This window comes from Mycobacterium sp. NPDC003323 (assembly GCF_053589535.1).
The window spans coordinates 583,359-607,099 of the sequence record NZ_JBSFSB010000001.1 but is presented as its reverse complement, the minus strand read 5'-3'; the positions used below and the strand labels follow the sequence as shown (position 1 = coordinate 607,099).

23 protein-coding genes and 1 pseudogene are annotated in these 23,741 nt (G+C 68.9%); 8 read left to right on the top strand and 16 right to left on the bottom strand.

What is annotated here, in order from left to right; translation table 11 throughout:
- Positions 1–2: 2 nt before the first annotated feature.
- The 5 genes from ACWDUN_RS02630 to rpsB form a co-directional block, all read right to left on the bottom strand.
- Positions 3–566 carry an FtsX-like permease family protein gene (locus ACWDUN_RS02630; RefSeq protein ID WP_449924174.1) on the bottom strand — a complete coding sequence of 188 codons (564 nt, stop codon included), beginning with the start codon at positions 564–566 and terminating at the stop codon, positions 3–5.
- A 28-nt stretch (positions 567–594) separates the two neighbouring features.
- Complete coding sequence (locus ACWDUN_RS02625; protein ID WP_449926188.1) at positions 595–1,767, bottom strand: FtsX-like permease family protein; 1,173 nt, start codon at positions 1,765–1,767, stop codon at positions 595–597.
- Between the two features lie 109 nt (positions 1,768–1,876).
- Positions 1,877–3,271 (bottom strand): amidase, encoded by a 1,395-nt coding sequence (locus tag ACWDUN_RS02620; RefSeq protein ID WP_449924172.1) that lies wholly within the window; start codon positions 3,269–3,271, stop codon positions 1,877–1,879.
- Between the two features lie 100 nt (positions 3,272–3,371).
- On the bottom strand, positions 3,372–4,187 hold the full coding sequence (gene tsf, locus ACWDUN_RS02615) for a translation elongation factor Ts (protein WP_449924169.1): 816 nt from the start codon (positions 4,185–4,187) through the stop codon (positions 3,372–3,374).
- A 19-nt stretch (positions 4,188–4,206) separates the two neighbouring features.
- A complete protein-coding gene (gene rpsB / locus ACWDUN_RS02610) occupies positions 4,207–5,025 on the bottom strand; it encodes a 30S ribosomal protein S2 (protein WP_449924166.1) in 819 nt (272 codons plus the stop codon).
- 301 nt (positions 5,026–5,326) lie between these two features.
- Between rpsB and ACWDUN_RS02605 the strand changes: the two genes are divergently transcribed.
- On the top strand, positions 5,327–5,824 hold the full coding sequence (locus ACWDUN_RS02605) for a M23 family metallopeptidase (RefSeq protein ID WP_449924164.1): 498 nt from the start codon (positions 5,327–5,329) through the stop codon (positions 5,822–5,824).
- A 45-nt stretch (positions 5,825–5,869) separates the two neighbouring features.
- Here the strand turns inward: ACWDUN_RS02605 and ACWDUN_RS02600 are convergent, their stop codons facing one another.
- The 8 genes from ACWDUN_RS02600 to ACWDUN_RS02565 all read right to left on the bottom strand — a co-directional run bounded on the left by ACWDUN_RS02600 (position 5,870) and on the right by ACWDUN_RS02565 (position 13,067).
- Positions 5,870–6,757 (bottom strand): tyrosine recombinase XerC, encoded by an 888-nt coding sequence (locus tag ACWDUN_RS02600; protein WP_449926185.1) that lies wholly within the window; start codon positions 6,755–6,757, stop codon positions 5,870–5,872.
- Positions 6,758–6,803: 46 nt separating this feature from the next.
- A complete protein-coding gene (locus ACWDUN_RS02595) occupies positions 6,804–7,964 on the bottom strand; it encodes an alpha-hydroxy-acid oxidizing protein (protein WP_449924161.1) in 1,161 nt (386 codons plus the stop codon).
- A 5-nt stretch (positions 7,965–7,969) separates the two neighbouring features.
- A complete protein-coding gene (locus ACWDUN_RS02590) occupies positions 7,970–8,821 on the bottom strand; it encodes a siderophore-interacting protein (protein WP_449924158.1) in 852 nt (283 codons plus the stop codon).
- Between the two features lie 4 nt (positions 8,822–8,825).
- The gene (dprA, locus tag ACWDUN_RS02585; RefSeq protein WP_449924155.1) at positions 8,826–10,022 is read right to left on the bottom strand and encodes a DNA-processing protein DprA; all 1,197 of its coding nucleotides are present in this window, start codon (positions 10,020–10,022) and stop codon (positions 8,826–8,828) included.
- Complete coding sequence (locus ACWDUN_RS02580) at positions 10,019–11,530, bottom strand: YifB family Mg chelatase-like AAA ATPase (RefSeq protein WP_449924153.1); 1,512 nt, start codon at positions 11,528–11,530, stop codon at positions 10,019–10,021. Before ACWDUN_RS02580 ends, dprA begins: the two co-directional genes overlap by 4 nt.
- Positions 11,530–11,898, bottom strand: a complete 369-nt coding sequence (locus ACWDUN_RS02575) for a YraN family protein (protein WP_449924151.1) — start codon at positions 11,896–11,898, stop codon at positions 11,530–11,532. The genes ACWDUN_RS02580 and ACWDUN_RS02575 overlap by 1 nt, the downstream gene beginning before the upstream one ends.
- Before the next feature lie 105 nt (positions 11,899–12,003).
- A complete protein-coding gene (locus ACWDUN_RS02570; protein WP_449924148.1) occupies positions 12,004–12,501 on the bottom strand; it encodes a GAF domain-containing protein in 498 nt (165 codons plus the stop codon).
- An 86-nt stretch (positions 12,502–12,587) separates the two neighbouring features.
- Complete coding sequence (locus ACWDUN_RS02565) at positions 12,588–13,067, bottom strand: MSMEG_6728 family protein (RefSeq protein ID WP_449924146.1); 480 nt, start codon at positions 13,065–13,067, stop codon at positions 12,588–12,590.
- 124 nt (positions 13,068–13,191) lie between these two features.
- On the opposite strand from ACWDUN_RS02565, the gene ACWDUN_RS02560 reads away from it, so the two are divergent.
- Together ACWDUN_RS02560 and ACWDUN_RS02555 are read left to right on the top strand one after the other, a co-directional pair.
- Positions 13,192–14,010, top strand: coding sequence for a DUF1206 domain-containing protein (locus tag ACWDUN_RS02560; protein WP_449924143.1), 819 nt, complete (start codon positions 13,192–13,194; stop codon positions 14,008–14,010).
- Positions 14,011–14,052: 42 nt separating this feature from the next.
- Entirely contained in the window at positions 14,053–14,385 is a 333-nt protein-coding gene (locus ACWDUN_RS02555) for a DUF1330 domain-containing protein (protein ID WP_449924140.1), read from the top strand.
- Here ACWDUN_RS02555 and ACWDUN_RS02550 read toward each other — a convergent pair.
- The gene (locus ACWDUN_RS02550; RefSeq protein ID WP_449924137.1) at positions 14,382–14,747 is read right to left on the bottom strand and encodes a heme-binding protein; all 366 of its coding nucleotides are present in this window, start codon (positions 14,745–14,747) and stop codon (positions 14,382–14,384) included. The two genes, ACWDUN_RS02555 and ACWDUN_RS02550, sit on opposite strands and share 4 nt — an antisense overlap.
- 84 nt (positions 14,748–14,831) lie before the next feature.
- On the opposite strand from ACWDUN_RS02550, the gene ACWDUN_RS02545 reads away from it, so the two are divergent.
- The 5 genes and pseudogenes from ACWDUN_RS02545 to ACWDUN_RS02525 all read left to right on the top strand — a co-directional run.
- Positions 14,832–15,698: a hypothetical protein gene (locus ACWDUN_RS02545; protein WP_449924134.1), complete on the top strand. Its 867-nt coding sequence runs from the start codon at positions 14,832–14,834 to the stop codon at positions 15,696–15,698.
- A 51-nt stretch (positions 15,699–15,749) separates the two neighbouring features.
- Positions 15,750–16,766, top strand: coding sequence for an iron ABC transporter substrate-binding protein (locus tag ACWDUN_RS02540; RefSeq protein ID WP_449924131.1), 1,017 nt, complete (start codon positions 15,750–15,752; stop codon positions 16,764–16,766).
- Positions 16,767–18,329: an ABC transporter permease gene (locus tag ACWDUN_RS02535; RefSeq protein WP_449924128.1), complete on the top strand. Its 1,563-nt coding sequence runs from the start codon at positions 16,767–16,769 to the stop codon at positions 18,327–18,329. It begins immediately after the preceding gene.
- Complete coding sequence (locus ACWDUN_RS02530; RefSeq protein WP_449924125.1) at positions 18,326–19,369, top strand: ABC transporter ATP-binding protein; 1,044 nt, start codon at positions 18,326–18,328, stop codon at positions 19,367–19,369. The genes ACWDUN_RS02535 and ACWDUN_RS02530 overlap by 4 nt, the downstream gene beginning before the upstream one ends.
- Positions 19,366–21,807 (top strand): annotated as a pseudogene (locus ACWDUN_RS02525) (AMP-binding protein); the annotation flags it as partial. The gene ACWDUN_RS02530 and the pseudogene ACWDUN_RS02525, both read left to right, overlap by 4 nt.
- Here the strand turns inward: ACWDUN_RS02525 and ACWDUN_RS02520 are convergent.
- Positions 21,747–22,547 (bottom strand): acyl-CoA thioesterase, encoded by an 801-nt coding sequence (locus tag ACWDUN_RS02520; protein ID WP_449924122.1) that lies wholly within the window; start codon positions 22,545–22,547, stop codon positions 21,747–21,749. The pseudogene ACWDUN_RS02525 and the gene ACWDUN_RS02520 sit on opposite strands and share 61 nt — an antisense overlap.
- Positions 22,544–23,740, bottom strand: a complete 1,197-nt coding sequence (locus ACWDUN_RS02515) for a CoA transferase (RefSeq protein ID WP_449924119.1) — start codon at positions 23,738–23,740, stop codon at positions 22,544–22,546. The genes ACWDUN_RS02520 and ACWDUN_RS02515 overlap by 4 nt, the downstream gene beginning before the upstream one ends.
- Position 23,741 lies beyond the last annotated feature (1 nt).

Here is a 23,741-nt window from a genome sequence, read left to right as displayed (position 1 = left end):
GGTTATCCTCCGCTGCTCAGTGATCGGATCGGGGGCCGCGAGGCGGCATTCCAACTGGGGACGATGCTGGTGGCCAGGGCCGCGACGATGCTGACGAGCACCGCGACGGCGGCACCCGCGGCCAGCCCGGCCGGGTCGACACCGGTCGGTGCGAGTCCGACGACACCCAAGACGGCGCCGGCGACCGCGGCCAGTGCCGCGCCGCCGACCGCGCCGAGGACGGCGGCCAGCACCGGTTCGACCAGTAGCGCGGCGACCACCGGGCCGCGACGAATTCCATTGGCGCCCAGCACACCCAGTTCACGGGTGCGGGTGGCCACGGTACGGGTGGTGGCGACGGCCACCTCGACCACACCGACCAGCAGGACGGTCACCGCGATCAGCACGACCGCCGCGCCGATCTCGTCGGCGTTGCCCAGCGCCGCGGACTGGGCGTGGATGCCCTCGGACATGCCGAAGACGATGACCACCAGGAAGGCACCGGTGGCGGTGGTGACGGCGGGCAGGATCATCTCGCGCAGGCGGCGCCGCGCGGACAGCCAGCCGTAGCTCAGACCGTATCTCATCGGGGTCTTCTCCTCTTCGCGCAGGCGCTCATCGGTCTCCCAGCAGGTCGACCGGCCGCCGCTGCAACAGTCGGTGCACCGGCACCAGCGCACCGACGATGGCCATGGCGGGGATGAATGCGGCGACCATCCCGGCGGCCTGCGCCCACGCGGTCAACGTGGCGATCTGCGGAATCACCAGGGCCACTGCGGCTCCCGCAGCCAGCACGCCGACGATATAGGCGGTCAGGAAGGCGATGCCCGATTCGACGAGGAAGAAGTACAGCACCTCGTCGGCCAACCCGATGCTGCTCATGATGCCGAACTCACGCTTACGCTCGGCGACCGCCGCCAGGAAGGACGACACCGCAATGACGAATCCGAGGATCAGGCCGATGGTCGAGATGACCCCGAGTGTGGAACTGGTGACCTTGCCGGAGAACAGCGCGGAGAACTTCTGGTCGAAGGTCAGCGGTCCCGATCCGCCGACCGTGTCGTAGATCAGGCCGGGGCCGGCAGCCTCGGGTTGTACCGACGGATCGGCCGTCGCCGGCAGGCCGGTGGCCGCGCCGAACTCCTTGGCCAGGTCACGTCGGTGTTCCTCACCGGGCGGGGCCGACACCGTCCACCAGCCGTTCTCCCCGACCAGCGATCGGGCCAGATCGGTTGACACGGTGATGGATTGACCGGTTCCCTCGATCGCGGCGGTGAGCGGTTGCCCGGCGATCTCGATGACGGCGCCGGCGGTGATGCCCAGCCGGTCGGCCGCCGCCGCACCGACTGCTGCCTGACCGGTGGTCGCGGTGTCGGCGCCGCGCAGCGATACGGTGGCGCCGTCGACGGTGGTCGTGCCCGACAGCGTGCGTACCGCGGTCCATCCGGTCGGTGCGGCGAAGGTGGGTGCGGGACCGTCGGCGATCAGCGCCTCGGCATCGGGTTCGAAGTGCACACCGGCGGCGGGCACCACCCACAGCTGGGCGTCACCGAGGACGTCGGTGACCGAATCCGCGCCGGTTATCGCGAAACTCGCCGATATGGTGCGCACGACGGTGACACAGGCGATCGCCAATGCGATACCGAGGACAGCGAGCACAAAGCGTTCCGGGCGTCGTCGGATGTTCGCGACCGCGAATCGGACAAGGCACCCGAAGGTGTTTCCCGATGTGCGGGCGATCTCCGGTGACCGAACGATTGTGGGTGCGAGGGGCTCCACGCAGAGAATGTTGAGCGCACCGTGTTTCGTCGAACGCGACTTCTCGTATCGGCAGCGTTACGCGGCTCCGTTTGCGATTACGACAACATGTCTTGGCCGCAACGGATTTCGTCGAGTTTCAGTCCTGGATGCGTGCGAAGGGACTGGCCTGCTCGAGTTCGAAAGCCAGTTCCAACAGCGTGCGCTCGTTGCCCGGTGCCGCCGCGAACATTGCACCGATCGGCATACCGTCCGCAGAACGACTGAGCGGCAACGAGATCGCCGGGTCGCCGGTGACGTTCTGCAACGGCGTGAACGCCACCCAGTCGATCAGCCGGTCGATGATCTGTTGGTAGTCCGCGGTCGGGTCGAGATGCCCGATCCGTGGCGTGGTGTCGGCCAGTGTCGGCATGAGCAGCACGTCGTAGGTGTGGGCCAGCCGCGCGGTGATCCGGCGGATGCGCGACAAGCGCGCGATTATCATTGGCATGCGGTGCAGGTTGCGCCCGGCCAGTTGCTCCAGTCCGCGGGTCAAATTGTCCAGCCGGTCCCGGTCGAAGCTCGGACCGAAGGTCCGCTTGCCACCGCGCACCAGCGCATAGGCCAGCAGCGACCAGTACCGCAGGAAATCGTTCATGAACGACGCCGGGATCGGATTGCTGATCACGCTGACCCGGTGCCCGAGGCCCTCCAGCAGCGCCGCGGTTTTCATGGTCGCCTCGCAGACTTCCGAACTGGCCTCGCGCGCAATCGATTCCGTGGTGACGGCGATATGCAGCCGGCGCGTTCCCGGGCCGGTCACATTGCCGATGGCCGGCAGCTTCGGGTTGCGGTAGAGCAACTCCATCTCCCGGTAGAAGGCCGCGGTGTCGCGCACCGATCGGGTCACCACGCCGTTGGCCACGATGCGTAGCGGCATCTGGCGCATCTGCCTGTCCAAAGGCAACCGACCGCGGGTCGGCTTCAGCCCGACCAGCCCGTTGCAGGCGGCCGGGATGCGGATCGAGCCGCCGCCGTCATTGGCGTGCGCGAGCGGCACCACACCGGCCGCCACGAACGCACCTGATCCCGACGAGGACGCCCCCGCGGTGTAGTCGGAATTCCATGGGTTACGCACCGCCCCCAGCCGGGGATGCTCGGCCGACGCACTGAACCCGAACTCCGAGAGCTGGGTCTTGCCGAGCGCGACCAGTCCGGTGCCCAGATAGGCGCGCGCGAAGTCGCCGTTGCTCGGTGCCGGGCGCGGGATCCACGCGTCGGTGCCGTCCATTGTCGGCATGCCCGCGACGTCGGCGTTGTCCTTGACGAACGTCGGCACCCCGGCGAAGAACCCGCCGCGGTCGTGCGCGGTGCGGGCCCGGTCGAAGGCCCGGTATGCCAGCGCGTTCAGCTGCGGGTCGACCTTCTCGGCGCGGGCGATCGCGGCGTCGATCAACTCGGCGCGTGAGACGGCGCCGGCGCGCAGCGCGGCGGCCATACCCACCGCGTCGAGGTCTGCCAGAGCGTCGTCACCGAAAGCGTGGATACGTGCCATGGCCCGACGGTACCAGCACGTACCACCTGGTGGCGGCGTTTTCGCCGCGCAAAAAGCCCCGCATCGCAAGAGGCGATGCGGGGCTCTTCGGTGGTGTGGGCTAGGCCTGGCCGACCTCGAAACGGACGAACCGGGTCACGGTCACACCGGCCTCGTCGAGCAGCGCCTTGACGGTCTTCTTGTTGTCGGACACCGACGGCTGATCCAGCAGCACGACATCCTTGTAGAAGCCGGTCACGCGACCCTCCACGATCTTGGGCAGCGCCTGCTCGGGCTTGCCCTCGGCCTTGGCGGTCTCCTCGGCGATGCGACGCTCGTTGGCGACGATGTCCTCCGGCACGTCCTCACGGGTGAGGTACTTGGCCTTCAGCGCGGCGATCTGCAGTGCGACCGCGTGCGCGGCGCTCTTGTCGTCGCCGGTGTACTCGACCAGCACGCCCACGGCCGGCGGCAGATCCGCGGCGCGCTTGTGCAGGTAGGTCGAGACCTGGCCGTCGAAGTAGGCGACGCGGCGCAGCACGAGCTTCTCGCCGATCTTGGCCGACAGGTCGGCGACGGCCTGCTCGACGGTCGAATCGCCCAGCTTGGCGGCGTTGAGCGCCTCGACGTCGTTGGCCTTGGCCTCCAGTGCCGCGGCCACGATCGCATCGGCCAGCCCCTGGAACTCGGCGTTCTTGGCGACGAAGTCGGTCTCGGAGTTGAGCTCGATCAGCACGCCGTCCTTGGCGGCCACCAGGCCCTCGGCGGTGGCGCGCTCGGCGCGCTTACCGACATCCTTGGCACCCTTGATGCGCAGCAGCTCGACGGCCTTGTCGAAATCGCCGTCCGATTCGGCCAGCGCGTTCTTGCAGTCCATCATGCCTGCGCCGGTCAGCTCCCGCAGTCGCTTGACGTCGGCAGCGGTGTAGTTAGCCATATGAAGCGTTCTCCTGGAATTAAGAAGCGTCGGTGGTGTTCTCGGCAGCTGCAGCGCCGTCCGCGGTACCGGTGGTGGCACCGGCCAGCAGTTCCTGCTCCCACTCGGCGAGCGGCTCGGCGGCCTCGGCTGCCTCGGTCTTGCCGGCACCCGAACGGGCCTGCAGGCCCTCGGCGACCGCGGAGGCGATCACCTTGGTCAGCAGTGCGGCCGAACGGATGGCGTCGTCGTTACCCGGGATCGGGTAGTCGACCAGGTCGGGATCGCAGTTGGTGTCCAGGATCGCGATGACCGGGATGTTCAGCTTGCGAGCCTCTGCGACGGCGAGGTGCTCCTTGTTGGTGTCGACGACCCAGATGGCCGAGGGCACCTTCTGCATGTCCCGGATACCGCCGAGGCTGCGCTCCAGCTTGTTCTTCTCACGCGTCAGCATGAGGATTTCCTTCTTGGTGCGACCCTCGAAGCCACCGGTCTGCTCCATGGCCTCGAGCTCCTTGAGGCGCTGCAGGCGCTTGTGCACGGTGGAGAAGTTGGTGAGCATGCCACCCAGCCAGCGCTGGTTCACGAACGGCATGCCGACCCGGGTCGCCTCATCGGCGATGGATTCCTGAGCCTGCTTCTTGGTGCCGACGAACATGATGGAACCGCCGTGCGCGACGGTCTCCTTCACGAACTCGTAGGCCTTGTCGATGTAGGTCAGCGTCTGCTGCAGATCGATGATGTAGATGCCGTTGCGGTCGGTGAAGATGAACCGCTTCATCTTGGGGTTCCAGCGGCGGGTCTGATGCCCGAAGTGGGTGCCGCTGTCGAGCAGCTGCTTCATGGTTACAACAGCCATGGCTGTGCCTTGCTTTCATTCGTCGGTTGTCGTCCGGAATCGGGTGAGACCGGACCCTGGCGACTGCTGCTGCCGGACCCGTCCGGTTCCCCGGTCGGGACCGCCCGGCATGCTGGTGACAACCTGAGATACGGGCTGCCGTGCAGACGCGCGAAGTCAGCCCACGGAAGTGAGCTGCGGATAGCAGTTTACACCGTGGACACAGGTGCTTTTACCACGCGGTTCTGCACAAATCCCGGTTCGTCCACAATCCTCGTCGCGGCGGCTTCCGTTGCCGGCTCCGAAGCGCTGAACTGGGGTGATGCGCATTGTCGCGGTCCTGGTCACCGTCGCTGTGCTGGTCGCGGCACCGGCGGGCGCCGACGCGGTCCGGCTGCGCTGGCCGCTGCGGCCCGATCCCCCGGTGACCCGGACCTTCGACGGGCCCGAACCGAACTGGCAGCGCGGCCACCGCGGTGTGGACCTGGCCGGGGTCGCCGGCCAGCCGGTGTATGCCGCTGCCGACGGTGTGGTGGTGTTCGCCGGTGAACTGGCCGGGCGGCCCCTGATCTCGGTGCAGCACCCCGGCGGGTTGCGCACCAGCTATGAGCCGGTGCGCGCCGCGGTTCGCGCCGGGCAGCGGGTGCAGACCGGCACCGCGCTCGGTGAGCTGGTGGCCGGGCATGCCGGCTGCCCGGTGCCGGCCTGCCTGCACTGGGGCGCCATGTGGGGCCCGGCGTCGCGGGCCGACTACGTCGACCCGTTGGGCCTGCTCGCCTCAACCCCGATCGTGCTCAAACCGCTCCTGCGATTTCGGTGAGGATGCGTGCGCACACCGCACGTTTCCTCACCGAAATCACGCCGGTCACGCCCGCGGGTGAGCCTGATCGTGCACGGCGCGCAGCCGCGCCACCGAGACGTGGGTGTACAGCTGGGTGGTCGCCAGCGTCGAATGCCCCAACAACTCCTGGACGACGCGCAGGTCCGCCCCACCCTCGAGCAGGTGCGTGGCCGCGCTGTGCCGCAGACCGTGCGGACCGATATCGGGGGCACCGTCCACGGCGGCCATCGTCTGGTGCACCACGGTGCGGGCCTGGCGCTGGTCCAGCCGTCCACCGCGGGCACCGAGCAGCAGCGCCGGCCCGGAACGCGATGTCGCCAACGCGGGGCGACCGGATTTCAGCCAGGCGGCCAGCGCGTCCTCGGCGGGTTCGCCGTAGGGCACGGTGCGCTGCTTGTTGCCTTTGCCCAAAACCCGGAGCACCCGCCGCGGCACGTCGACATCGTCGATGTCCAATCCGCACAGCTCGCTGACCCGGATACCGGTCGCATACAGCAGCTCCACGATCAACCGGTCCCGCAAAGCCAGCGGATCACCTTGCTGTGCACCGGAATCCAACGCGTCCATGGCATCGAGGGCCTGGTCGCGGCGCAGCACCGCGGGCAGCACCCGGTGCGACTTGGGCGTCTGCAACCGCACCGCGGGATCGGTGCTCAACAGCCCGCGGTGCAGCGCCCAGGCCGTGAACGTCTTGACCGCCGAGGTGCGCCGGGCCAGCGTGCTGCGGGCCGCGCCGGCGCCGGCCTGCGCCGCCAGCCACGACCGCAGCCGCGGCAACGTCAGCGTGGTCAGCCCACCACCGGTGAAGTCGAACAGCGAGCGCAGATCCCCCAGATAGGCGCGGCGGGTGTGCGCCGAGCGCCCCCGCTGCAGCGCCAAATACTCGTCGAATTCCTCAAGGAGGGTCTCGATGGCCGGATCACTCACCGCACCACCGTCGCAGATCCGCGCGGACTGTCTAGGTGACGCGCCGCAACGTGTCCGGGGTGAGATCGGCCAGGCTCGGATAACCGTCGATGGCCATGATCAGGTCCGCCTCGGCCAGCAGCGACCGCAGTACATGCACCACCCCGTCGGTGCCGCCGAGAGCCAGACCGTAGACGTAGGGGCGCCCGACCCCGACCGCGGTGGCGCCCAGGGCGAGCGCCTTGACGATGTCGGCGCCGCTGCGCACCCCGGAGTCGAACAGCACCGGCAATCCGTCGGCGGCGTGCACGACCTCGGGCAGGCAGTCGATGGCGGGCAGTCCGCCGTTGGCTTGGCGACCGCCGTGATTGGAGCAGTAGATGCCGTCGACGCCGACGTCGCGGGCGCGCCGCACGTCATCGGGGTGCTGGATGCCCTTCACCAGCAGCGGTAGTTCGGTCTGCGAGCGCAGCCAGGTGAGGTCGTCCCAGGTGACGGGCTGACCGAAGGTGCTCACCCATTGCAGGATCGCGGCCTGCGGGTTCTCCTCGGGCGGCTGGGCCAGGCTCGCGCGGAAGACCGGGTCGCTGGTGTAGTTGGACAGGCACTTGCCGCGCAGCTGCGGGAAGTTCGACGTGCTGAGATCCCGCGGGCGCCAGCCCGGGACCCAGGTGTCCAGCGTGACGATGATGGCCTTGTAGCCGGCCTTCTCGACGCGTGCCACCAGGCTGGCCGCCAGCTCGCGGTCCTTGGGGGTGTAGAGCTGGAAGAAGCCGGGGGTGTCACCGAATTCGGCGGCGACGTCCTCCAGCGGATCGGCGGTCAGCGTCGACACCGTCATGGGCACCCCGGTGCGGGCGGCGGCGCGTGCGGCGGCCAGATCACCGTGGCCGTCCTGGCTGCAGATGCCGGTGACGCCGATCGGTGCCATGAACACCGGCGACGGCAGGGTCAGGCCGAACAGTTCGACCTTGAGATCGCGTTCGGTGGCGCCGACACCCATCCGCGGGACCAGACCCCACTTCTCGAAGGCACTGACGTTGACCCGCTGCGTGCGCTCGTCACCCGCCCCGCCGGCCACATAGGACCAGACCGACGGCGAGAGCGCGGACTGCGCCCTGTCCTCCAGTTCGGCGAAGGCCATCGGATAGGACGGCACGACGCCGGCCAGGCCCTGCAGGTAGATCTCCAGTTGGTAGTCGCCGTATGCCATGGGGGTCAGTCTGGCTGGCCCGCCTCGGACTTGGCCAGTTCCGATTTCCACTGCCGGAAGGTCTCCTCGGTGCGTCCGCGGCGCCAGTACCCGGAAATCGAGGCCCACTTGGCATCCACGCCGCGCTCCTTGCGCAGGTAGGGACGCAGATTGTGCATGACGGCCTGGGCCTCTCCGTGCACGAAGACCTGAACCTGACCGGGCAGCCATTGCATCTCCTTGACCGCGGAGATGAGGGGGGCGTGATCGCCGGCCTGACTTTCACTGACCAGGTCGGCACGCCCGCCGCGGTAGATCCAGTGCACGTCGACACCGTCGGGGGCCGTCAGCGCCACCTCGTCGTCGGGACCGCTCACCTCGATGAACGCCTTGCCGATTGCGTTGGGCGGCAACGCCTCCAGTGCCGCGCTGATCGCGGGCAGGCCGGCCTCGTCACCGGCGAGCAGGTGCCAGTCCGCGGCGGGATCGGGGGCGTAGGCACCGCCGGGACCCATCAGATAGACCGGCTGGCCGGGCTCGGCCGACGCCGCCCACGGCCCGGCCACGCCCTGTTCGCCGTGCACGACGAAGTCGATGGCAATCTGCCGCTTGGCATCGTCGACGCTGCGAACGGTGTAGGTGCGCACGGTCGGACGCTTGGCTTCGGGCAGCTCGTTGAAGCTGTCGAGCGTCAGCGGATGCGGCAACGCCGTGACATCGACATCGGCCGGGACGATCGCGATCTTGACGTAGGAGTCGGTGAACTCACCTGGGGTGAATGTGTCGAAGCCGACCCCCCCGAGCACCAACCGGATCATGTGGGGTGTCAGCTGTTCCTTGCTGATCACTTCGAATGTGTGAATGGGACGTCCCGCCATAGCACTACCTCGCAATACCGTTAGCTGATCTCGTCACCACTGTACGAGCATCGGCCGGGTCGCGGTCGGCTCCGGTTACCGGGTGCACGATCCGCCAGTGACCGTCGCGGCGCTCCACCAGGCCGGCGATCTCCAGCAGCGTCAGCGGCCCGAGCACCTGCTCGGCGGGCAGGCCGGCATCGACCGCGATCTGTTCGACGCTGCGCAGTCCGCGCGCCGGCAGCGCCTCATAGACCAACGTCTCTTCGCGCGACAGATCGTCCAGCGGTTTCCGCGGATGATCGGGCTCGTCGGCCAATTCGCCGATCCTGCCCACGATCTCGACGATCTCCTCGGCACGGGTGATCAGTTCGGCCTTGTTCTTGATCAGCACATGACAACCCGCGGACGCTGCGGAGGTGACCGGTCCGGGCACCGCGCCCACCACCCGACCCATCACCCTGGCCCAGGCCGCGGTGTTGGCGGCACCACTGCGCAGGCCGGCCTCCACGACAACGGTCGCTCCGGCGAGCGCGGCGACCAACCGATTCCGGGTCAGGAACCGGTACCGCGTCGGCCGCTCCCCCGGCGGATACTCGCTGAGCAGCAGGCCGCTACCGGATATCCGGTGCAACAGCGACGATTGCCCGGCCGGATAGAGGACGTCGACACCACAGGCAAGCACCGCCACCGTGACACCATCGACGCCCAGCGCGGATCGGTGCGCCGCACCATCGATGCCGTAGGCGCCACCAGATATCACCGCCACGTCGCGCTCGGCCAGTCCCGCGGCGAGATCGGTCGTCACATGCTCGCCGTAGGCCGTGCACGCCCGGGTGCCGACGATGGCCGCCGACCGCGCCGCGACCTCGTCGAGTCGGGCCGGGCCGACGGCCCACAACACCAGCGGCGCCCGCCCCGACGCTCGCTGGGTGACGTCGCTGGAGCCGAACACGCTGAAGGCCAGGTGTGGCCACTCGTCGTCGTCGGGAGTGATCAACCGCCCACCGCGACGGTCGAGGTTATCGAGATCTGCTGCCGCCCGGTCGATTTCGCGCCGCGCGGCGACGGCCTCCCGCAATTCCTCCGGTTCCCGGCCTGCGCGAATCTTCGCCGCCGCCTCGACCGGACCGCAGTCGGCGACCAGGGCCGCCAGGTGGCGGTTCGGCGGCTCGGCCACCCTCGACAGGTAGGCCCACGCCCGTCGCTCCTCGTCGGTCATCGCACACCGCCCTGACGAAAGCTCAGCGCCGTGGCCACGTGGTCCGGACTCGGCGACTGCGCCCCGGCCAGATCGGCGATCGACCATGCGATCCGCAGCGTGCGGTCGGCACCCCGCAGATTGATGCGGCCGCAGTCGACGGCTTTGCGCAGCACCGCCATCGAGGCCTTGGCCGGCCGGAAATCGTTGCGCAGCGCGGGTCCGGGCACCTCGGCATTCGTCCGCACCCCGAGCCGCTGCCATCTGTCGGCCGCCGCCGACCGGGCCGCGGCGACCCGGGCCCGCACCGCGGTGGTCGGCTCCCCCATCTCGTGGGTGAACGCACCGGACCGGATCGGGTGCATCTCGACTTTCAGGTCCACTCGATCCATCAGCGGCCCGGACAATTTCCCCAGATAGCGGCGCTTGGCACCGGGATTGCACAGACAGTCCGCCGGATTGGTGGGCGCGCACGGGCACGGATTTGCGGCCATCACCAACTGGAACCGCGCCGGGTAGCGCGCCACGCCGTCGCGACGGGCGAGCCGGATCTCGCCGTCCTCCAACGGCGTTCGCAACGCCTCCAACACCTGCGTGCCGATCTCGGCGCATTCATCGAGGAACAGCACTCCGCGATGCGCCCGGCTGACCGCGCCGGGCCGGGCCAGCCCCGTCCCACCACCCACCATCGCGGCCACGGTCGACGAATGGTGCGGGGCGATGAAGGGCGGGCGGGTGATCAACGGGGTATTCGGTGACAATGTGCCGGCGATGGAATGGATCGCGGTGACCTCGATGGACTCGTCCTCCGTCAGCATCGGCAACAAGCCCGGCAGACGTTGCGCCAGCATCGTCTTCCCGATACCGGGCGGACCGGTGAACAACAGGTGGTGCGCGCCTGCCGCGGCGATCTCGACGGCCATCCGCGCCTCGGTCTGCCCGATCAGATCGGCCAGATCCAGACATGGTGGCAGCGCACCGGCATCCACATCCTCGATCCGGGCGGTCAACTGCTGCGTGTCCTCGAACCAGGACTGCAGTTGTTTGAGCGATTCCACACCCCAGACCTCGATACCGTCCACAAGGCTGGCCTCGGCCAGGTTGCCGACCGGCACCACCACCGCGGGCCAACCGTCGCGTTTGGCCGCCAATACCGCCGGCAGCACACCGTTGACCGGGCGCACCCGCCCGTCGAGCGCCAGTTCACCGAGCAGCACGGTCCGCTCCAACTTCGCCCACTGCTGCTTCAGATGTGCCGACAACACCGCGGTCGCCAACGCCAGGTCATACATCGAGCCGCCCTTGGGCAGTGTGGCCGGTGAGAGCGCCAAGGTCAGCCGGGTGTCGGGCCAACTGTTGTCGGAGTTGGTGATCGCCGCGCGCACCCGGTTGCGGGCCTCCTGCAGCGCGGTGTCGGGTAGCCCGACCAGATGTACACCGGGCAGTCCCCCGGTGATATCGGCCTCGATCTCGACCGTGATGCCGTCCAGCCCGCGGATGGCCACCGCGAACGCCCGCCCGAGCGCCATCAGCCGACCGCCTGCAGGTGGCTGAGTTCCGGTTCCCGGCTGCGCCCGAACCGGACCCCGATGACATCCAGGCGCACCGCCGCATAGCCACCGGGGTGCGCGGCCAGCCACAGCCCGGCCAACCGGCGGAGCCGACGCACCTTGTCAGGGGTCACCGCGTAGGCGACACCGCCGAACCGATCGGTGGTGCGCGCCTTCACCTCGACGAAGATCACCACCCGAGCCGCCTCGTCGAACGCGATGACATCCAACTCGCCGTAACGGCACCGCCAATTGCGTTCCAGCACGGTCAAACCGAGCGTGCCCAGATAATCCACCGCGAGCTGTTCGCCCAGTGCACCGATCTCGGCGCGGGTCCAGGTTTCCATGACCCGAACCCTGCGCCCGGCCTCCGACAAACTACCGACGCACCGGGCCCGGTGACCTAGTTGTCCACAGTCACCGATTCATCCACAACCGACCACCCGACCGGGCTAACCCAGGGCGTCGCTGTCGGTGGCCACCACCTTCTCGACTTCGGCGCGCACCCGATCCAGTTCGGCGCGCTCCTGCGCGGTGTACTCACGTGCGGTGTCATCGAGCACGCAGACGGTGCCGACCACCTGACCCTTGGCGTCGTGGACCGCCACGCCGAGATAGTTGTGCAGCCCGAACTCGGTCTCGTCCTCGTTACCGGCGAAGGTTGCGTCGGTTCGCGAATCTCGCACGAAGAGCGTCTCATCGGTGTCGACGACCCGTTCGCAGTACAGCGGGGCCCGTTCGGCGTCCGCGCGGGCCTTCTTGCCCGCCGCGCCGACGGTGTAGTGCTTGGTGGCCTCCCCCGCGGTGGCGGCCACGACCATCGAATCCGGCTCGGATCGCATCACCAGAACCGACTTGACGCCCAACCGGGCGGCCAGTTCTTCCAGCTGTGGCGCAAGACCCGACAGGGCCGCGGTGGAGTCGGTCTGGAACGGCTCGGCTTGGCTCATGGCCGCGATTATCATCACGCCTGCCTGGGTACGCAACGGTTGCGCGCAGCGATGAGTCCAACGGGCACGGCGATCTCCTGCTGGGCTCAGACCGGAACGCGCCGCTCCCGATCCGACGTCGGCCACACATAGGGCAGGTTGTCCTCGACACCCGGGAAGAGCGGACCGTAATGCTGGGGATCCTTGCGTAACAGCGCCGATTGATGGCTGCGGTGAAACGCCGACTCCCCCAGCCAGGGCGGCAGATCCCCGTCGGCGGCCAGTTCCTGTTGGGTGCGTACGGTGGCGACGCGGATCGCCGCGCGCAGGTCGGTCACCAACGTCAACGCACAGCTGTCACCGTGACCGTGCTCTACCCAGACCGTGCAGATGTCGAGTCCGTAGCGCACCACCGCTTCCTCATAGCCCGCCCACATCGCCGCGGCGGGGTGATGCCGCCATCCGTATCCGGGCACGGTGAGCGCGCGCAAGACCTGGATCGTCTCCACCCGCTGCTTGCCCAGCCGGCGCGCGTCGAGCACCTTGGCGGACTCGGCGAACGACTCGTAGGGCAGGAAGGTCTGCATCGCCGGTGATTACCCGACCGCCGGTGGTGTCACACGCCGGCCCTGGCGCCGATCGTGGCACGGTTTCGCGCACGTCAAAAAGTGGTATTCGGGCCCATCGACGTCAACCGCCTCGGGAGAAATCATGAGTATGAGTGCCAGCGGAGTCCACGGCGCCGTGGACCGGGCCACCGACAGCGACGCCTTCCAGTACGGCGCGCGCGCAGGCTTTGCGGCCAGCGGTGTGCTTCATCTGCTGCTCGGCCATATCATTCTGCGCCTGGCACTGGGCAGCGGAGGCAGCGCCGACCAGTCCGGCGCGCTGGCCACCCTGGCCGCCCAGACCGGTGGCCAGGTGATGTTGTGGATCGCCGCCCTGGGCCTGTTCGCCCTTGGCCTGTGGCACCTGGCCGAGGCGGTCGTCGGCTCCAAGCCCAGCGAGCGCTCCGGTAACGACGACTCACCGGCCTGGAAGCGCGCCAAGTCCATCGGCCTGGCGATCGCCAACATCGCGATGGCGTTTTCCGCGTTGCGATTTGCGATGGGTGCCGGCCAGTCCAGTGGTCAGCAGAACTCGGGGCTGTCGGCGCAGCTGATGCAGTCGGGCTGGGGCAAGGCGGTGTTGATCGTGGTCGGTCTCGGAGTGCTCGGGGTCGGCGGATACCACGTCTACAAGGGTGTCGCCAAGAAGTTCTTCAAGGATCTGCGGGTGTCCGGTGGCTCCGGTATCACCGCCGTCGGGGTGGCCGGCTACACCGCCAAGGGCCTGGTGCTGGCCGGTGCCGGCATCCTGGTCGTCATCGCCACCCTGCAGGCCGACCCGGCGAAGGCTTCCGGGCTCGACGCCGCGGTCAAGACCCTGGGGCAGGCCCCGTTCGGGAAGTTCCTGCTGATCCTCGCCGCCCTGGGCATCGCCGCCTTCGGAGCGTACAGCTTCGTGCGCAGCCGCTACGGCCGGCTCTGAGCGCAGGGCGTTACGGTGCTGGAACAGCCACGAAGGAGTTCCATGCCCGTTTACGCCCTGAACCTGTTCGACATCGCCGACGCCGACGAGTACCTCGCGTACTCGCGCCGGGCCCCGGAGGCGATCGCCAAACACGGCGGCAGCGTCGTGGCCCTCGGCGAATTCCAGGAATCCGTCGTCGGCGAGATCGCGCCGCGTCAGGTGATGATCCTGGTGCAGTGGGAATCCCGGGCAGGATTCGACGCCTACAACGACGACCCGGAGTTGGCCGATCTGCACCCGCACCGGGTCGACGGCACCTCGAACTACGTGTGGCACCTGTTCGACCGCCTCGACGGTCTGGGCCCGCTGCTACGCGCCCATCGCAAGAATTAACTCAACGCGTCGATCAACGCGGCCAGCTGGCCGGGCGACACCGCCACCCCGCAGGACCGGCGCAGGTCGATAAGCGGGCGCGCGATGTTCTGCAGATCCAGGAACTCACCGGGGTGGGTCAGGAAATAGCCGCGGATCGACTGCTCGGCCTGCGCGGTGGGCTGATTGGCGGCTGCGGTCAGCACATCGTTGGCGGACGGATGCGTGTCCAGGTAGCCGCCCGCCTGGGCCAGCACGCCGCTGGCCACGGTGGCCAGGTTGCTCGCCGAACACGGCGGAGCGGCCGACGCTGCGGGCGCGCCCGAGACGGAGACCATGGACGCGGCGAGGCCGGCGAGCGCGAGCGTGGCAATCGGTTTCATGTGTCGATCCTGCGGGATCGTCGCCGGCATTGCACCACCTTGTCGCGAAATGGACATGTCAGACCTCCTCATTACGCTCACGCCATGTCCACCCCCACCCCAGTTCTTCGGCCCGAGTTCCCGGCGCCCACCGGGGCTTTCGACGACGACACCGCCATCGCCCTGGTCGCCGATTTCTGCGCCGCGCACCACGTGCACCGCCGCACCGGGTACACGGTGGTGCCCGATCTGGATCGCGCGCTGCGCATCGCATCGGTCCTCGGTGCCGATCCCCGCTGGGACCGGATGGCGCGCTGGTCGGGGAACTGGGATGTCGAGGATGTCCCGGGAACGGTGTTGCTGCGTGACGAGCGCGACGCCCTCTACAACCGTTTCGTGGCGGACATGCCCGAGGCCGACTGGTTGCCGCCGAACACGGTGGTGTCGGTCAGCAGGTGGGCACGCTTCTCGGCGCCGATGCGGCAGGCCGAGCACATCGGTCTGGGCTGGATCCTGCCGATCCAGGGCGAGGTGCTGCTCGTGCCCATGCCCAGGACCCGCTACCAGGACGGCCTGTTGCACTGCGATACCGGTCGCCCGGCCATCGAATGGGCCGACGGCAGTGGCCCGTACTTCCTGCACGGCGTCGGTTTCGAGGAGGCGCTGCTCCGCGCGGTCCTGGCCGGTGAACTGTCGGTGCGCCGGATCGCGTCGCTTCGCAACAAGGACCAGCGAGCAATCGCTTTGCGCTATCTGACCTTTGATCGCGCCACCGAAGCCGGTGCGGAGCGGATCGACAACGATGTGTACCGGTTGGCGCTGCCGCGGCGGCTGGCCGCAGACCGCAGCATCGGCCCAGGTCCGTTCCTGTACCTGCGGCGGCTGGGTAACAGCCAGTCCATCCAGTGGGTCGACCCGCGGACCGTCCTCGACCCGGAACCGATGCCACGGCAGAAGCTGCGTTGCCTGTGAAAATGCCAGGAAGGCAATCCTTACCTCGGTGAGGGGTGTAAGGATTGCCGGATGGGAATCCACGTGCGCCGCATCGCCGCTGTGCTGTCCGTCGTCACTGTCGTGGCGGCCGCGACGGCCTGCTCCTCCGGCGACCAGGGCGACGAGCTGTTGATCTACAACGCCCAGCACGAATCGTTGACCAAGGAGTGGATCCAGGCCTTCACCGAGGAAACCGGGATCAAGGTGACCTACCGGCAGGGCGGTGACACCGAAATGGGCAACCAGCTCATCGCCGAGGGGGATTCATCGCCGGCCGATGTGTTCCTCACCGAGAACTCCCCGGCGATGGCCGCCGTCGAACAGGCCGGTCTGTTCGCCGACGTCGACGCCGGCACCGTCGAACAGGTTCCGGCCCAGTACCGGCCGTCGACCAACAAGTGGACCGGTGTGGCGGCGCGCACCACGGTGTTCGTCTACAACACCGACAAGCTCACCGAAGCGCAACTGCCGCAATCGATCATGGATCTGCAACGGCCCGAATGGAAGGGACGCTGGGGTGCGCCGCCGGCCAAGGCCGACTTCCAGGCGATCATCTCGGCGATGCTGCAACTGACCGGTGAACCGGCGACGGCGGCGTGGCTGACGGCCATGAAGTCAGGCGCCACCCTGCTGCAGGACAATATCGCCACCCTGCGCGCGGCCAACGACGGTGAGATCGACGGCGGCATCATCTACCACTACTACTGGTTCCGCGATCAGGCCAAGACCAAGGAGATCAGCGCCAACACCGCGCTGCACTACTTCCGCAACGAGGACCCGGGCGCGTTCATCAGCATCTCCGGTGGCGGCGTGCTGGAATCCAGCAACAAGAAGGACCAGGCCCAGCAGTTCCTGAAGTTCATCACCTCCCAAGCCGGTCAGGAGGTGCTGGAGAAGGGCACCTCGTTCGAATACCCCGTCGCCAGCGGCGTGCCGGCCAATCCGGCACTGCCCGCCCTCGACACCCTGCAGGCCCCGGCGGTCGACCCGTCCACCCTGGACGCGGCCGAGGTCACCGACCTGATGACCAAGGCGGGCCTGCTCTAGGTGGTCCCCACCCGCACCGATCGACCGACCGCCGGACCGCGCGCACCGGCCCGGCCCGGTCCCCTGCTCAGCGGTGCCATCGCCGCGCTGGTCGCCGCCACCTTCATCCCGCTGGGGTACGTCGCCTGGGCTGTCATCAGCACCGGGCCGACGCGCATCTACGAACTGATCGTGCGACCCCGGGTCGGCGAACTGCTGCTCAACACCGTCGGCCTGGTCGTGGTGACCGTGCCGCTGTGCGTGGTGTTCGGTGTCGGCGCCGCGTGGTTGGTGGAACGCACCGACATCCCCGGGGCTGCGGTGTGGCGTCCGCTGCTGGTCGCCCCGTTGGCGGTACCGGCGTTCATCAACAGCTTCGCGTGGGTCAGCGTGTGGCCGACATTGCACGGGTTCGGCGCCGGGGTCCTGGTCTCGACGCTGTCGTACTTCCCGTTCGTGTTCCTGCCGGCGGCAGCGACGCTACGCCGCCTCGATCCAGCCATCGAGGAGTCCGCGCAGGCGCTCGGTTCGGGCAGCGTCGGGGTGTTCTTCCGGGTGGTGTTACCGCAACTGCGGCTGGCCATCCTCGGCGGTGGCCTGCTGATCGGTGTGCACCTGCTGGCCGAATACGGGGCGTTCGCCATGCTGCGGTTCTCCACCTTCACCACGGCGATCTTCGAGCAGTTCCAGGCCACCTTCGACGGGGCAGCCGGGGCCACCCTGGCCGGGGTGCTGGTCATGTTGTGTCTGGTGCTGCTGGTCACCGAGGCGGCTCTGCGCGGCAGCGCCCGGTTCGCCCGCGTCGGTTCGGGTGCGCCCCGCGCGCTGACCCCGATCCGATTGGGCGCCTGGTCGGTTCCCGCGCTCGCGGGATTGGTGGCGCTGCTGGTGGCTGCGCTCGGGGTTCCGGTGTGGACGCTGTTGCGTTGGTTGTGGATCGGCGGCGCCGAGGTCTGGGCGCTGGGCGATCTGACCGAATCGCTGGGCCAGACGGCGGTGCTGGCTGCCGCCGCGGCGGCGGTGACGACGGTGGCGGCCTTCCCGTTCGCCTGGCTGGCCGTGCGCTACCGCGGCCCGTTCGCCCGGACCGTCGAGGGCGCCAACTTCGTCACCAGTTCGATGCCCGGGATCGTCACCGCACTGGCGTTGGTGACCGTCGCGATCCGGTTCGCTCCCCCGCTGTATCAGACGGTGACGCTGGTGGTGTGCGCCTACGTGCTGATGTTCCTGCCGCGCGCCCTGGTCAGCCTGCGTTCCGGGCTGGCGCAGATCCCACCCGGTCTGGAGGAGGCGTCGCGGTCGCTGGGTCTGTCCCCGGCGCACAGTTTCGTGCGGATCACCCTGCGGCTCGTCGCGCCGGCAGCCGGCGCCGGCGCGGCATTGGTGTTCGTCGCGGTGGCCACCGAACTGACCGCGACGCTGTTGCTGGCCCCCACCGGCACCCGCACATTGGCGATGCGGTTCTGGTCGCTGTCCAGTGAACTGGACTACGCTGCCGCGGCACCGTACGCGCTGGTGCTCGTGGCCCTGTCCATCCCGGTGACCGTGGCCCTGTTCCGGGAAGCAACGAGGGCGGGCTCATGAGCACCGACGTCCTGGTGGTGCGGGAACTGACCAAATCCTTCACCGGCGCAATGGTTCTCGACGGTGTCGACCTCACGCTGCCCGCGGGCAGCATCACCGCCGTGGTCGGCGCATCGGGATGCGGTAAGACGACCCTGTTGCGGCTGGTCGCCGGCTTCGAGCGGCCCGACGGCGGCACCGTCGACATCGCCGGTCGACGGGTCGCCTCGGCGCAGACCAGTCTGGCCCCGCACCGCCGCTCGGTCGGCTACGTCGCCCAGGACGGCGCCCTGTTCCCGCACCTGACCGTCGGCGCCAACATCGCCTACGGTCTGGGCGGCCGCGACCGCAGCACCCGGGTCGCCGAACTCCTCGAAACCGTCTCACTGGAGCCGTCTTTCGCCGCCCGGCGGCCGCACGAGCTGTCCGGTGGCCAGCAGCAGCGCGTGGCGTTGGCCCGGGCCATGGCCCGCAGGCCCGCGCTCATGCTGCTCGACGAACCGTTCTCCGCACTCGACACCGGGTTGCGCGCGGCCACCCGGCGCGCGGTGACCAAGGTCCTCACCGATGCCGGGGTGACCACCCTGCTGGTGACCCACGATCAGGGCGAGGCGCTGTCGGTGGCCGACCAGGTGGCCGTCATGCGTGACGGTCGGTTCACCGCGGTCGGCACCCCGCAGCAGGTGTACCGCCGCCCCGATGACCGGTTCACCGCCGAATTCCTCGGTGACTGTGTGTTCCTGCCCGCCGTGGTGCACTCGGACGCCGCCGACTGTGCGTTGGGCCGCATCCCGCTGGCCCGGTTCGCCCCGCAGGGACCCGGCACGCTGTTGCTGCGCCCGGAGCAATTGGTCGCCACCGAGATCACCGATGAGGGTCAGCAGCCCGAGCCCGGGATCGGCACCGTGCTGGCCACCGAATTCCTCGGCCATGACGTGCTGCTCACCATCGACATCGGCGACACCGTTCCGATCACGGTGCGCCAGCACAGCATCAACCCGCCGGGGGTGGACGCCAAGGTCCGCATCACCGTCCTCGGACACGGTCTGGCGTTGCCGTGAACGGCCTCGTCGGGCACCTGCGCGACCACGGCGACCGCCCGGCCGTGCATACCGCCGACACCACACTGAGCTACCGGACACTGGCCCATCTGGTGCAGACCGCCGCCACCGAATTCGGCAGCACCCGCAGGCTGATCCTGCTCGAGGCGCGCAACGATATCGCCACGCTCACCTACTATCTCGGCGCGCTGGCCGGCGGGCATGTCGTCCTGCCGGTCCCGCCCGGCGGTGATCACCGCGAACTGCTCGACACCTATATCCCCGATATCGTCATCGACGGTGACGGAGCGCACCGCAGGCCCGCGCCACCGCATCGGTTGCATCCGGACCTGGCGCTGCTGCTGTCCACCTCGGGCAGCACCGGATCACCGAAGCTGGTCCGGTTGTCGCGCGCCAACCTCATCGCCAACGCCGCCTCGATCGCCGAGTATCTCGACATCCGCGATACCGACTGTGCGGTGACGACGCTGCCGATGTCGTACTGCTACGGGCTGTCGGTGATCCACAGTCACCTGCTGCGCGGCGCCGCGCTGATCCTCACCGACCTGTCGGTCATCGACGAGCGGTTCTGGCACCTGTTCCGCACGCATCGGGCAACGACATTCGCCGGTGTGCCCTACACCTTCGATCTGCTGGACCGCATCGACTTCGCCGCCATGGAATTGCCGCACCTGCGCTATGTCACCCAGGCCGGCGGCGCCCTGGCACCGCACCGGGTACGCCAGTTCGCCGAACTGGGCCGCCGCCGCGGATGGACGCTGTTCGTGATGTACGGTGCGACCGAGGCAACGGCCCGGATGGCCTATCTGCCACCGGAATTCGCCGTCGAACGGCCCGAGGCCATCGGGCGGGCCATTCCCGGCGGACGGCTGAGCATCGACGCGCCCGACGGTGAGGTCGGCGAACTGGTCTACCGCGGACCCAACGTGATGATGGGCTATGCCCGCACCAGCGCCGACCTGACGGCCGACGCCGGTCCCGACACCCTGCGCACCGGCGATCTGGCCCGCCGCGGTCCCGACGGCCTCTACGAGGTGATCGGCCGCGCCGACCGGTTCGCCAAACTGTTCGGGTTGCGCATCGACCTGCAGCGGGTGGAGAACACGTTGCGGGAGCGTGGGCTGCCCGCGCTGTGCGCCACCGCCGAGGACAGCCTGGTCGTCGCGACCACGGCCGAGGTGTCGACCGTGCGCTCGGCGGTCACCGAGACCACCGGTCTGCCTGCCGGCGCGGTGGACGCCGTCGCGGTGCCCACCCTGCCCATGCTGACCTCGGGTAAACCGGACTACCCGGCGGTGCGCGCGCTGCACAGGCACAGCACCGCAGCCACCCCGCTGCGTGAGATGTTCGCCGAGGTCCTGCATCTCGATCCGGACGCCATCGACCCCGATGCCAGTTTCGTCGACCTGGGTGGCAATTCCCTGACCTACGTGACGATGTCGGTGCGCATCGAACGCGCGCTGGGGCGGCTACCCGACCGATGGCCGCAGCTGACGCTGGCCGAACTGGAACGCATGCAGCCACGGCGGCGCCGGTGGACGGCGACGCTGGACACCAGCGTGGTGTTGCGGGCGGTGGCGATCGTGCTGATCGTGGGATCACACGCCGATCTGTTCGACATGTGGGGCGGCGCGCACATCCTGCTCGGGGTCGCCGGGTACAACTTCGGCAGGTTCTGCCTGACCGCCGCGCCGCGGGGTGACCGGATCCGGCTGCTGCGCGACACCGTCGGCTGGATCGCGGTGCCTGCCGTCGTGTGGGTGGCCCTCACCATGACCTTCAGTGACGACTACCGGTGGACGAATCTGCTGCTGGCCAACAAGATCCTCGGGCCCTCCGACAGCATGACCGCGGGCCGCTTGTGGTTCATCGAGGTGCTGGTGTGGATCCTGGTACTGCTGGCGTGTCTGTTGGCGCTGCCGGCCATCGACCGGCTGGAACGACGCCATCAATTCGCGTTCGCCACAGCGTTTCTGGCCGTCGGCATGGCGCTGCGTTACACCGTGACCGGCGAACAAGCCTGGTTCAGCATGCTGTCGTTCTGGTTCTTCGCGCTGGGATGGGCGGTGTCCAAGGCGTCGACGAGGTGGCAACGCGCCGCGGTGACGGTGGTGGCCGCGATCGGCCTGTACGGGTACTTCGCCGACCCGTTCCGCGAGGCGCTGGTGTTCGGTGGGCTCGCCCTGCTGATCTGGCTGCCGTCCATCCGGTGCCCCGTGGGGGCGTCCAGCGTGTTGGCGCTGCTCGCCGACGCCTCGCTCTACATCTATCTGATCCATTTCCAGGTGTATCCGCTCTTCGGCGAACACCGGCTGGCCGGGGTGCTGGCCGCGCTGGCCGCCGGGGTGCTGCTGGCGCAGGCGATGCGCCTGCTGCGTCAGCGGTTGGCCGCCAGACCTTCCTGGACCATGGTGGCGGCGATGACGCCGTCGGCCCGCAGCAGCGCTGCGGTCACCACGCCCCGGCCGCGCGCGGCGGCCGGTGACCGGGATTCCAGAAGGTTCCACTGATCGGCGAAGATCCGATGGTGCAACCACATCGATGAGTCGGTGGTGCCACCGCGGTGGGTGCGATCGCCCATCGTGTGACCGTGCACCTGGAAGATCGGGTCGATGCCGTACAGATCGGTGATGTACACCGCGACCAGCGTGTGCGTCAGCGCATCATCGGGCAGTGCGACATTCGCGCGCCACCAGAATCGCCGGACGAACTCACCGTCGACACGCTGATCGTCGACGCGGATGTCGAACTCCTCCAACGGCACCGACGGGGACGGTCCCAGCGACCCGTCCGGATCCAGGGTGTCCGGGTGGGCGGGCATGGCCTCGCGCACGCCGTGCTCGGGCCCGGCCATCGGCGCCGAGAACGACACGGTCGCGGTGGTGAGCAGCCGGTCGTGCTGGCGGCTCTCGACCCGGCGCGCCGCCGCGGTCCGGCCGTCATAGACCCGGTCCACCCGGTAGTCGGTGTCGGTACCGGCGTCGCCGCCGCGCAGGAACTGCAGGTGCAGGTTGGTGGGGGCCTTGTCCTCGTCTTCAACGGTGGCGCAGGCCGCGGCCAGGCTCTGCGCGGCTAACAACCCGCCGAAAGACCGCTTCCCGGTCGGGCCGGCAGCCGGTCCGACCCACCGGTCGGCCCCGGCCTCGCGCAATGTCAACAGATCCAGCAGCACGCTCACGCGATGGTTCCCGCCGCGAAGAGCCCGTCGATCTCGTCGGCCGACAGTCCCAGCGCGGCGAGCACCCGCGCGGTGTCATCACCGAGCGCGGGAGCGGGGACCGCGGCCGCATAGTCGCCATCGATCGAGATGGGCAGCCCCGGTGCCAGGTACTGACCGATGCGCGGTTGGTCCAGCCGGGTGAACAAGGGGTTCTCGGTGACCCGTGGTTCTGCGGCGACCTCGGCGAAGCTGCGGTAGCGGTCCCACAGCACCGACGTCTGCGACAGTGCGGTGGTGATCTGCTCGGCCGTGCGTTCGGCGAACCACAGGGTGAACAGCCCGGTGAGTGCGTCCCGATGCCGGTAGCGCTCACCCTCGTCGGTGAAGTCCGCGCCCAGCGCGTCGCCGAGTGCGGCGACGGCCGCGGTGGTCCCGGTGAGTTCGGTCAGATCGCGGAAATGCCTGCCGGTCAGCGCCACCAGCATGAACACGACACCGTCACTGCTGGTGAAGTTCTGGCCGTACTGGCCGTAGAGCGCGTTGCCGATACGCGGGCGCTCGGCGCCGCCGAGCATGGCCTCGGTGAGGAAGCTCAGGTTGCCGGCGGTGGCCAGCGCGACGTTCTCCAGCGGTATCGCGATGCGCTGCCCGGTCCCGGTCGCGTCCCGTGCCCGCAGCGCGGTGACGACCGCGAGTGCGGCGTACAGCCCGCAGGACACGTCCCAGGCCGGCAGCACATGGTTGACCGGGGTGGCCAAGTTGGCCGGCCCGGTGACCAGCGGGAAGCCGACCGCGGCGTTGACGGTGTAGTCCACGCCGGTGGTGCCGTCGGCGCGTCCGGAGATCTCGACGTGGATCAGGTCCGGCCGCAACGCCACCAGTTCGTCATAGGAATGCCATGGGCGGCCAACGACATTGGTGATCAGGATGCCGGCGTCGGCGATCAGCCGGCGGATCAGGCTATGCCCCTCGGCCGCGCGCATGTCGACGGCGACGGACTGCTTACCCTTGTTCAGACCGGCCCAGTAAATGCTGTCACCGGCCTCGGTGACCGGCCAGCGCCGGTAATCGGCGGCGCCGCCGACGGGGTCCACCCGGATGACGTCCGCGCCGAGCTGGGCCAGGGTCATCCCGGCCAGCGGTACCGCCACGAAGCTCGATATCTCGATGATGCGCACCCCGGCCAGGGGCCCCTGCGCCACACCAGTCATC

Excerpts from the sequence above, each read along its gene's own strand:
- ACWDUN_RS02630 (WP_449924174.1), bottom strand. The coding sequence starts at position 566 with ATGAGATACGGTCTGAGCTACGGCTGGCTGTCCGCGCGGCGCCGCCTG.
- ACWDUN_RS02620 (WP_449924172.1), bottom strand. The coding sequence starts at position 3,271 with ATGGCACGTATCCACGCTTTCGGTGACGACGCTCTGGCAGACCTCGAC.
- tsf (WP_449924169.1), bottom strand. The coding sequence starts at position 4,187 with ATGGCTAACTACACCGCTGCCGACGTCAAGCGACTGCGGGAGCTGACC.
- rpsB (WP_449924166.1), bottom strand. The coding sequence starts at position 5,025 with ATGGCTGTTGTAACCATGAAGCAGCTGCTCGACAGCGGCACCCACTTC.
- ACWDUN_RS02605 (WP_449924164.1), top strand. The coding sequence starts at position 5,327 with ATGCGCATTGTCGCGGTCCTGGTCACCGTCGCTGTGCTGGTCGCGGCA.
- ACWDUN_RS02595 (WP_449924161.1), bottom strand. The coding sequence starts at position 7,964 with ATGGCATACGGCGACTACCAACTGGAGATCTACCTGCAGGGCCTGGCC.
- ACWDUN_RS02590 (WP_449924158.1), bottom strand. The coding sequence starts at position 8,821 with ATGGCGGGACGTCCCATTCACACATTCGAAGTGATCAGCAAGGAACAG.
- dprA (WP_449924155.1), bottom strand. The coding sequence starts at position 10,022 with ATGACCGACGAGGAGCGACGGGCGTGGGCCTACCTGTCGAGGGTGGCC.
- ACWDUN_RS02580 (WP_449924153.1), bottom strand. The coding sequence starts at position 11,530 with ATGGCGCTCGGGCGGGCGTTCGCGGTGGCCATCCGCGGGCTGGACGGC.
- ACWDUN_RS02575 (WP_449924151.1), bottom strand. The coding sequence starts at position 11,898 with ATGGAAACCTGGACCCGCGCCGAGATCGGTGCACTGGGCGAACAGCTC.
- ACWDUN_RS02570 (WP_449924148.1), bottom strand. The coding sequence starts at position 12,501 with ATGAGCCAAGCCGAGCCGTTCCAGACCGACTCCACCGCGGCCCTGTCG.
- ACWDUN_RS02565 (WP_449924146.1), bottom strand. The coding sequence starts at position 13,067 with ATGCAGACCTTCCTGCCCTACGAGTCGTTCGCCGAGTCCGCCAAGGTG.
- ACWDUN_RS02560 (WP_449924143.1), top strand. The coding sequence starts at position 13,192 with ATGAGTATGAGTGCCAGCGGAGTCCACGGCGCCGTGGACCGGGCCACC.
- ACWDUN_RS02555 (WP_449924140.1), top strand. The coding sequence starts at position 14,053 with ATGCCCGTTTACGCCCTGAACCTGTTCGACATCGCCGACGCCGACGAG.
- ACWDUN_RS02550 (WP_449924137.1), bottom strand. The coding sequence starts at position 14,747 with ATGAAACCGATTGCCACGCTCGCGCTCGCCGGCCTCGCCGCGTCCATG.
- ACWDUN_RS02545 (WP_449924134.1), top strand. The coding sequence starts at position 14,832 with ATGTCCACCCCCACCCCAGTTCTTCGGCCCGAGTTCCCGGCGCCCACC.
- ACWDUN_RS02540 (WP_449924131.1), top strand. The coding sequence starts at position 15,750 with ATGGGAATCCACGTGCGCCGCATCGCCGCTGTGCTGTCCGTCGTCACT.
- ACWDUN_RS02530 (WP_449924125.1), top strand. The coding sequence starts at position 18,326 with ATGAGCACCGACGTCCTGGTGGTGCGGGAACTGACCAAATCCTTCACC.
- ACWDUN_RS02515 (WP_449924119.1), bottom strand. The coding sequence starts at position 23,740 with ATGACTGGTGTGGCGCAGGGGCCCCTGGCCGGGGTGCGCATCATCGAG.